10 protein-coding genes and 1 tRNA gene are annotated in these 6,595 nt (G+C 65.5%); 4 read left to right on the forward strand and 7 right to left on the reverse strand.

Going from position 1 to position 6,595, the window contains the following annotated elements; genetic code table 11:
- Window positions 1-395: 395 nt before the first annotated feature.
- Both OXS27_RS31240 and OXS27_RS31245 read left to right on the forward strand, forming a co-directional pair.
- Window positions 396-659, forward strand: a complete 264-nt coding sequence (locus OXS27_RS31240; RefSeq protein WP_267361551.1) for a hypothetical protein — start codon at window positions 396-398, stop codon at window positions 657-659.
- A 217-nt stretch (window positions 660-876) separates the two neighbouring features.
- On the forward strand, window positions 877-1,872 hold the full coding sequence (locus OXS27_RS31245) for a helix-turn-helix domain-containing protein (RefSeq protein WP_267361552.1): 996 nt from the start codon (window positions 877-879) through the stop codon (window positions 1,870-1,872).
- 541 nt (window positions 1,873-2,413) lie between these two features.
- Here OXS27_RS31245 and OXS27_RS31250 read toward each other — a convergent pair.
- From OXS27_RS31250 to OXS27_RS31275, 6 genes are all read right to left on the reverse strand, one after another.
- Entirely contained in the window at window positions 2,414-2,728 is a 315-nt protein-coding gene (locus OXS27_RS31250; RefSeq protein ID WP_267361553.1) for a hypothetical protein, read from the reverse strand.
- Window positions 2,728-3,105 (reverse strand): hypothetical protein, encoded by a 378-nt coding sequence (locus OXS27_RS31255; RefSeq protein ID WP_267361554.1) that lies wholly within the window; start codon window positions 3,103-3,105, stop codon window positions 2,728-2,730. The genes OXS27_RS31250 and OXS27_RS31255 overlap by 1 nt, the downstream gene beginning before the upstream one ends.
- A 113-nt stretch (window positions 3,106-3,218) precedes the next feature.
- On the reverse strand, window positions 3,219-3,800 hold the full coding sequence (locus tag OXS27_RS31260) for a hypothetical protein (protein WP_267361555.1): 582 nt from the start codon (window positions 3,798-3,800) through the stop codon (window positions 3,219-3,221).
- Window positions 3,801-3,857: 57 nt separating this feature from the next.
- A complete protein-coding gene (locus OXS27_RS31265; protein WP_267361556.1) occupies window positions 3,858-4,136 on the reverse strand; it encodes a hypothetical protein in 279 nt (92 codons plus the stop codon).
- Between the two features lie 66 nt (window positions 4,137-4,202).
- Window positions 4,203-4,634 (reverse strand): penicillin-binding protein, encoded by a 432-nt coding sequence (locus OXS27_RS31270; protein ID WP_267361557.1) that lies wholly within the window; start codon window positions 4,632-4,634, stop codon window positions 4,203-4,205.
- A 10-nt stretch (window positions 4,635-4,644) separates the two neighbouring features.
- Window positions 4,645-4,935, reverse strand: a complete 291-nt coding sequence (locus OXS27_RS31275; protein WP_267361558.1) for a hypothetical protein — start codon at window positions 4,933-4,935, stop codon at window positions 4,645-4,647.
- A 105-nt stretch (window positions 4,936-5,040) separates the two neighbouring features.
- On the opposite strand from OXS27_RS31275, the gene OXS27_RS31280 reads away from it, so the two are divergent.
- Window positions 5,041-5,292 carry a helix-turn-helix transcriptional regulator gene (locus OXS27_RS31280; protein ID WP_243925269.1) on the forward strand — a complete coding sequence of 84 codons (252 nt, stop codon included), beginning with the start codon at window positions 5,041-5,043 and terminating at the stop codon, window positions 5,290-5,292.
- A gap of 246 nt (window positions 5,293-5,538) precedes the next feature.
- On the opposite strand, the gene OXS27_RS31285 is transcribed toward OXS27_RS31280, so the two are convergent.
- Window positions 5,539-5,614 (reverse strand) — tRNA-Cys (locus tag OXS27_RS31285).
- Window positions 5,615-6,202: 588 nt separating this feature from the next.
- Between OXS27_RS31285 and OXS27_RS31290 the strand changes: the two genes are divergently transcribed.
- Window positions 6,203-6,481 carry a hypothetical protein gene (locus tag OXS27_RS31290; protein WP_243925270.1) on the forward strand — a complete coding sequence of 93 codons (279 nt, stop codon included), beginning with the start codon at window positions 6,203-6,205 and terminating at the stop codon, window positions 6,479-6,481.
- Window positions 6,482-6,595: the final 114 nt, after the last annotated feature.

A 6,595-nucleotide genomic window follows, 5' to 3' on the forward strand; every position in this document is an offset into this window, starting at 1 on the left:
GGTACTGGCGCCCCAGGGAGCCAAGAAAACGATGTCGGCATGGCGGCGTCCGTGAGATGGCGGACTGGAGTGTGATGCGGAGCGGTAAACGGCCCACCAAGTCAGGGCCGTGCCTGGCGGCAATTCGTCAGTGTGGGGGCTTTACGGACTGATGGTCGCGTTCGTCATACCGACCGGGCGCAGACCGTCACCGCATAGCTCGGCCCGTCCTACCGCCCGCGAGAATTCTCACAGGGTCGCTTGGGCCGAGGTCGATCGCTGCCCCTCGGCAGCCCTCAAATGGTGCTATGAGTTGAGGTCGCGGACCGAGACAGTGCTGCTCATTATGATCAATAACGGTTCCTGTCGGCCGGGCGGCACAGCTAAGTCAACGTCGGGGGATGATCAGCGCGACCATGCCAGCCGGACAGTCGACCCTCGCGGACCTGCGCAAGGCCGGCATCATCACCAGCCAGGAAGTTGTCGCAGCGATCGACCTATACCTGCGGGATCCGACAGCCGGCCCCTACCGCTTCGCCAGCGGCCACAGCTTCGACATCGCGGCTCTTGTGAATGCCACGCCGGCTTTCGAGGCGGTGGACCGGTCAGGGCCACAGGAGAAGGTGTTTCGGATTGTGCTGGCGGCAGCGGTCATGTCTGCGCATCCGTCTACGCCGTGAGCTGCCACTGTGGACGACGCCGTTGCTCGAACGGAGCACCCTGTGCGTGCACCTCGTGCAACTGAATACAAGATTAAAAGTTGATATTTAGGCTGAGTGTCATCAGGCCGTGCCCCGTCCTAGGAGAGCGCCTAGTGCCGCATGCCTAACGTCCGCCGCTGAACAGGCCGGGTACCTGAGAATTTGGCTCGTTGAGTGCTGATGAAAGCACGATTAAATGGGGTTGCCTTACTTCTTCCTGACGACATCAGGCCTGCCCCCGGGAGAGGCCTATGAGCGATGGCGCACCCTCATGGCGCCATTGTACGAAGTCAGACCCACGACTCCATCCGCCGTCCTGCCTTTCGGTAGCAACATCGCCTACCAAGTCGGTGATCTCGTCGCTCACCGCACACTGCTTTCAACTCAGCATCTTCAGCGGGACCGCCGACGCGTCGACGCTGGCCCTGACCATTACACATTCCAACTCTATCGTTCCGGTCGCTATCGAGGCACCATCGCTGGCAAAGCGATTTCAGCCTCATCTGGTACCGTGACGCTCATTGGTCGCCGGCACTTAATCGATGGTATGCTCGACCAAGCCGATACAACTGGCATCGTCGTCCCGTGCGCCCACCTCCATGGTCTACCGCTTGAAGATCATGATTTGCTTTTTGATACAGCCCGCAACCGATTGCTGGCCACATATATTTTAAATATCTATCGCCGATTGCCGACCACCCATCCTGACGACGCTTCGACCGTCGCCAATGAATTCGTAGCCTTCCTTCGCCGTCTGCTTGACCCCTCGCAGGCCACGGACGTGCTGGAGGGTCATGAACTCTATGGCGGTCTGCTCGCGCTAGCCAAAACGATTGTCCAGGAAAATCTGTCGCGAGCTACATTGTCGCCCGAGTTGATCGCCGAGCGGATGCAGATCTCGCGGTCCACACTCTACCGGATGTTCGAGCCGGAAGGAGGCGTGATGCATTTTGTTCAAGGGGAGCGCTTGAGGGCAGTGCGCGACGCCCTCGCTGACCCGATGGAAAGACGCACCATCAGCCGATTGGCGGAGGTGTATGCTTTCAACACGATCTCGCAACTGAGCCGCAGTTTCCGTAATTGCTACGGCACCCCACCTCAGGTTTGGCGTAGCGAGAGCCGAGCAGCTCAACGGATCGGTGAACAAGGGACGCTGCAGCACGTGTGGGCGTGGTTACGCGAAACGCGATAAATTTATCAGAAAATAGTAGTTCTACGGCGTAAAACGGCGACTGCATCTCGCACTCGTCGTCGATCGCTAACGCTGCGGTCTCCGGTTCGACTAGGACGGCCCGCGCAATGCAGCCTTCGAAGGTTGGCATCCGTCGTTTGGCGCATGCGCAATCCTACAGCCGCGAGAGGACAATGGATCGCCTAGAAAGAGAAGGGCAGCGGGACGCGAAGCCGATCTGCGGCGGCTGCTGACCCTCGCTGGCGACGCGCCAAAAATTGGTCCGGCCGGACTGCGCATGCCGGCCGGGCGGCACGGTTTAGTCAACGTTGAGATCGTGCGATGCCTCCGAGCCTGCCGACCGTATTGCAGTATGCCTCGGCGGCCTCGGCCATTGTCTCTGCAGGGCTGTGGTTCTGGTCGGCGGTGCTCCGCATGCCCCCCGTTCACCGTGAAGCTTTGGGAGAATGGTCGGCCGGCCCGATCGACGCCACGTGACGATGCGCTGAACAAGCAGTCTAAGATCAACGCCGCAGCGGCGTTGGCCGCGGGCTTCACCGCGCTACTGCAAGGGCTTTCGACGGCCCTCGCCCCGGTCTCTGGGGGCTAGGGGCGGTCGCAGGATCGCCCGCACCTCCTTGACGTGCTTGGGCTCGGGAACGCCCGGCAACATGGCGGCTATCGCCTCGTGCAGGGCCAGCCATCGGCGCATCAGGTGCAACAGACGGTCATCAGAGAAGCCGGGGCCCTGCCGAACGACGCGGTGCATCCGAAGGTCGAGGAGGCGCACGCGCGCCACCAGGATCAGGAAGCGGGCGGTCTCCGGCAGCGACAGGCGCCGCTCAACCGTGGGGCGGGTTGGCAGTTGGGTCGGCATCAGCGCATGCCTACGAAGTCGAGGAGCATCGTGCCGGCCGCCGCGATGAAGTTGCCGCGCCCGCGCCAGGGCAGGATGCCGGCCACCGGCTGCGGCTCGATCAACACCTCCGGCAGCACGGTCTCGGGCGCATCGACCTCGCGGCCCCGATCACCGCCGCGCATGTAGACGACCTGCGAGCCCTCGGTGTTCTCGGGGGCTGCCAGAGACGGTTCAGCGTCCCCGCCGTCTTCGTGGTCCGCGTCGCCGTCCATGCGGTCCAGAACCGCGATAATCCGATCCGCCGCGTCGAGGGCGGTCTGAGCCGCCTCCTCCAGGCTGATGCGCAGCGCGGGCCCGGTGAGCGGCGGCGCGCTCTCGAAGGCTCGGAGCGGCAAGGTCTTGACGGAACAGGTTGCGGAGATTGAGCGAGGGCATGGTGCCTCCTGGGATCATAGGATCAGGGGAGGCGCGGCGGTTGAGCGCGGCGCGGTGGCGGCGTCAGGCGAGTTCAGCTTGCGCCTGGGCGATGGCCCATGCCGGAAGCGAGCCTGCGGAGCTGTAGAGAGCCTCGTCGCGGTCGATGTGGTCGGGCTCGTCGCCGAACCCAACGAACCCCTCGGGGAAGGCTCCCGTTGAAGGTTAGGACGGCCCGGGTCAGGCTGACGGCAGCAGTGATGGCCGGCTCATCGTTGGTGTACTCAGCTTCGGCCATGATCGCGGCGGCCAGCGCTGTCAGAGCAAGGCCGTCGCTAGTGGTGGGCGGCGGCAGGGCGAGGACTTCCCGAGCTGTGTGCCAGAGGCGCCGGCCCACGAGGTCAGCGGCACGCTCCTCGACGCTGCCGAATTCGGCTGTCTTGCTGGATGGGCGCCGAGCCCTGTCCTCGGCATAGGCGGCCAACAGACAGGCGCGGTACTCGGCGCGCTCGGACTGCGGCTGGGCTGCGAGTGCCGGCAAGGGCACAGCGGTGGCGACGGTGCCGGCCACGACAGTCCGGCGGCTCAGGCTGCCGCGCAGTTCAGTGGCGCGCTCGCGCAGGGCGGTGGCAGGATCGCGGCGGATCAGCTTCTGTAGAGTGGTGCGTAGGGACATCGCGGGATCCTCGAATGAGGGCGCGGGCAGCTGGCCCGCTCGGGTTGCGGGCTGGGGTCAGAGCAGAGTGGCGAGGCCGGTCAGGACCATGCCACCGCCCACGATGGCGACGGCGGCCGGCAGTTCGCCCGCAGCGTCGAGGAAGCGCAGGGACCGGCTGTGCGCCGTGTCCGGCCGGATCGGGGTCACGGCCTGCCAAGGCTCGATCTCGCCGGGGATCGGCTCGTCCGGTAGGTCGCGGTAGGGGCGACGCACGTGGACGCGCTCGGGCTTGCCGCTGTCCGTGACGCGGACCGGGACGGGATGACTGAAATCTGGGATGCGGGCGTGCTTCATCGTTCGCGCTCTTGATGGGGCTCGTGGCGGTGGGTCGGGGGAAGGCGACGAATTTCGGCGGGCTGGTCAGACCGGTGCGGCGCGGTCCAGCGGCGTCAGGTCGAAGGAGACAGCGCCCGGCCGCTTGGCGACCTTGAGCAGGCGCCTGCGCGCCGCACGGAAGGCGACAGGATCGCCCGATGCCTCGGCCCGGTCGCGGTAGTAGGCGACGAGCGCAACGGCCTCGGCAGGCGTCGCGGGCGTCATGCTGTGGAGCGCGAACCGCGCCTCCGTGCGAACTCGCAGCAGGCCGGCACGATAGGAACGCCAGTCGGCCGGGAGGGGGATGCCAGCGGCTTGCGTGGCGCGGGCGCAGTCACCGGTCCGGCGGTAGGCTGCATCGCCGGCCTTGGCCCACCGGATCGCCTCGGCGAAGGGATCGAACGCCAGGGCGGGCCGGTAGGACGCGAGCGACACGGCGACGGCGAGCGCGGTGCGGCGGGTGAGGGGGGCGGACATCGACGCGGCCTCAGTGCGCAGCGGCGCGGTGGGCGGCCTTGGCGACCTGCCAAGCGGCCTTGAGAGCGGAGGACATCGCCACGCGGCGGGAGACGCTGCAGCGCTCCATGATGCCGGGGGCTGCGCGGCAGGCGACGGCCATGATGGCGGCGCGGTCGTACTGGCCGGAGACGACGAGGGGGCGCTTGCCAGCACCGAACTGAATGAAGGCGCGGGCCGAGAGCAGGCCGGCGGGGATCTTGGGCTTGCTGTCGTGTAGCGAGCGGGAGAGGCGGGTCCGAGAGACGGTGCGGTTGGACATTGGCGAGCAACCCGACTATGTATGCGGGCAACACGGATGTGTGTTTCATACACACAGCCGTGTTGGTGTGTGCCGTCGGCCTCTAAATGTGTGTGGCAAACATCAATGTTGGTGACGGGCAATCAGCTCAAAGCCGCACGCGCGCTCTCGGGCATCGAACAAGCAGACCTCGCCACGCGGGCGGACCTGCACGTCAACACGATCCGCAAGATGGAGGCGAAGGGCGTCGCGGAGATCACGAGCGGCGCCGACGTGGTCCGCCGGGTCCAGACCGCGTTGGAGGCTGCCGGCGTCGAGTTCCTGAACCACGGGCGCCCTGGCGTGAGGCTTCGAGCCGAGCCTGCCGATCCGTCGTGAGGCGTCACATAAAAAGCGACCCCCTTTTTTTATTCGGAAAGAGGGGCCCCCCTGGGTAGCGCCCCCATTTTCGGGACCCCTAAAAGACCCCCTTTTCGGGGAGAGCGGGATCCTTCCAGCTCACCCATGAAGCTTGGCGAGCCCAACTGGCGATTGGTTATGGAGCGCCCTGCCCTACCCCGCGCGAGTGCCAGGCGGCGATGGCCTCACCGCTCGATGGGAGCCAGATGTTACGTAGGAATGGTTTGGAGGCCGGGGTCCGGAGTCGAACCGGACGTGCGGAGCTTTGCAGGCTCCTGGCTGGACACTCACCCACCTGGCCGTCCTGTTTGAACCATGGCACGCGGGTTGGCTCAAGGCCGCGCGATGAGGGATCCTCGGATGATTGCCGACAGCCTTATCCGTCTCCTACCTATGAGCGGCGCCGGTCTGGAGTTCATCCCCGAGAACGGTGGCGGAGCGGGGATCCGGTTCCGGGAGCGGAAGGCGTAGGGATGGCGACGCAGGCTTACCGCCTCACCTTACTCCTCCGATTGGTGGGGTCGGACGCGTGTAGACCGAGGCTCGGTAGAAGCGCGGCCCCAGCGTCGAGAGGGATCGCAGGCGAGAGAGACTGTTAGGCGCGAGGTTGTGCATCGCCTGCTAGTGTACCGACAGCCGGTTGCAACGCCAGAAGGCGGCGCGCTCCCCCGCCCATGATCAGATCGGAGCCGGCCGTGGAGTGGATCAGCGCGCAGACGCGGCGATCGGATCGAGGCTTACCCCGCATCTGTTGCCGTTCGTGTCTAGCGTGCGCGAGCACACGACGGTGTTCCTGTGAGCGGCAACTTCCGGGATCGATCGCGCACAATCATGGTTGCCAAACGCTTCAGGAGTTTCCTGCCGCGCCGTCCCCCGACAGGAGATCAGGATGACCAAGATCGCCATCGTTACCGCTATCCTCGCTAGCTTGGCGCCTCCGGCTTTTGCGCAGGCTGTTATCGAGTCGCCGACCAGCACCACCGTAATCGTGCCACCTGGTGCGCCTGGCATCGTCACTCGCCAGCCGGGTTCGACTGGAGATGCACCCGCTGCGACCTACTCGCCGACCGGGCGTGCCGCTGACGGCATCGCGACCGACTCCGCAGCTGCTGGCAATGAGGGCCAGCCGTCCCGCGTCGGTTCGACCGGCAGCGGCGGCGGAAAGTAGCTCCGTCCTGAGTACACCGGATCGGATGCAAAAAAGCCCGGCCTCTCGGCCGGGCTAGTTGGGTCCCTTTGCACGGGGACATCGAGATCAGGAAGCTTTGGGAACAACCGATCC

Origin of the sequence: Methylobacterium sp. GC_Met_3, from assembly GCF_026540775.1 — a bacterium.
Taxonomy (GTDB): Bacteria; Pseudomonadota; Alphaproteobacteria; order Rhizobiales; family Beijerinckiaceae; genus Methylobacterium.

What these genes read in the sequence shown, in the direction of transcription:
- OXS27_RS31245 (WP_267361552.1), top strand. Translation starts at nt 877, where the DNA reads ATGGGGTTGCCTTACTTCTTCCTGACGACATCAGGCCTGCCCCCGGGA.
- OXS27_RS31265 (WP_267361556.1), bottom strand. Translation starts at nt 4,136, where the DNA reads ATGAAGCACGCCCGCATCCCAGATTTCAGTCATCCCGTCCCGGTCCGC.
- OXS27_RS31280 (WP_243925269.1), top strand. Translation starts at nt 5,041, where the DNA reads ATGTTGGTGACGGGCAATCAGCTCAAAGCCGCACGCGCGCTCTCGGGC.
- OXS27_RS31275 (WP_267361558.1), bottom strand. Translation starts at nt 4,935, where the DNA reads ATGTCCAACCGCACCGTCTCTCGGACCCGCCTCTCCCGCTCGCTACAC.
- OXS27_RS31290 (WP_243925270.1), top strand. Translation starts at nt 6,203, where the DNA reads ATGACCAAGATCGCCATCGTTACCGCTATCCTCGCTAGCTTGGCGCCT.
- OXS27_RS31260 (WP_267361555.1), bottom strand. Translation starts at nt 3,800, where the DNA reads ATGTCCCTACGCACCACTCTACAGAAGCTGATCCGCCGCGATCCTGCC.
- OXS27_RS31270 (WP_267361557.1), bottom strand. Translation starts at nt 4,634, where the DNA reads ATGTCCGCCCCCCTCACCCGCCGCACCGCGCTCGCCGTCGCCGTGTCG.
- OXS27_RS31250 (WP_267361553.1), bottom strand. Translation starts at nt 2,728, where the DNA reads ATGCCGACCCAACTGCCAACCCGCCCCACGGTTGAGCGGCGCCTGTCG.
- OXS27_RS31240 (WP_267361551.1), top strand. Translation starts at nt 396, where the DNA reads ATGCCAGCCGGACAGTCGACCCTCGCGGACCTGCGCAAGGCCGGCATC.